The sequence below is a fragment of the Mitsuaria sp. TWR114 genome, assembly GCF_007997345.1.
Genome location: NZ_VOSR01001077.1, coordinates 1 through 595, shown reverse-complemented (window position 1 = coordinate 595; position 595 = coordinate 1). Strand labels below are relative to the sequence as shown.

The 595-nt window shown below is 67.1% G+C and carries 2 protein-coding genes; one reads left to right on the top strand and one right to left on the bottom strand.

Annotation, left to right across the window (positions count from 1 at the left end; translation table 11 throughout):
- The coding region (locus FUT87_RS27470; RefSeq protein ID WP_404935477.1) for a nuclear transport factor 2 family protein at positions 1-260 on the bottom strand (260 nt) is incomplete at its 3' end.
- A gap of 106 nt (positions 261-366) precedes the next feature.
- Here FUT87_RS27470 and FUT87_RS27465 point away from each other — a divergent pair.
- Positions 367-595: LysR family transcriptional regulator (locus FUT87_RS27465; RefSeq protein WP_255512090.1), on the top strand; the 229-nt coding region annotated here is incomplete at its 3' end.

The following is a 595-nucleotide window of genomic DNA, read 5'->3' as shown; positions in this document are numbered from 1 at the left end:
GCCATCGCGCGCGATGCGCCCTGGGCGCTGAGCAGGATGTCCAGCACCTCGATCCGGCTCTGCCCCGAGGCGTCACGCACTTTGTCGAAGAAGGGCCGCGGGCTCATGCAGCCGAGGAACGGCGACACCACCTGCGCGTCCTCGGTGAACAGGGCCACGATGCCCTCGACGTCCGAGGCCTCGAGGCGATCGAGGTAGCGCTTCACGACGGCGACGTGACCGGTGTCCGGCATCGTCGATACGGAGATGTGCTGATTCATGAGTGGTACGCATGCCTTCAGTAGGAAGTTATCTGGATCGTACGAAGCAGACGCCTCGTCGACCAGCGAAAGCTTCTCATGCGAGCCATGCACTAGGATCATGGCGATGACGCCGCGATCCACCCTCCCACCGCTGCAGAACCTGCAGGCATTCGTCGCTGCCGCGGAGGCAGGGAGCTTCACCCAGGCCGCAAGCGCGATGCACCTCACCCAAGGCGCGGTGAGCCGGCAGGTGTTGGCGCTGGAGGCGCATCTCGGCTGCGCGCTCTTCACGCGGCAGGCCCGGGGCCTCGCACTGACCTCCGAGGGCGCCGTGCTGCTGGCGGCGGTGCGCG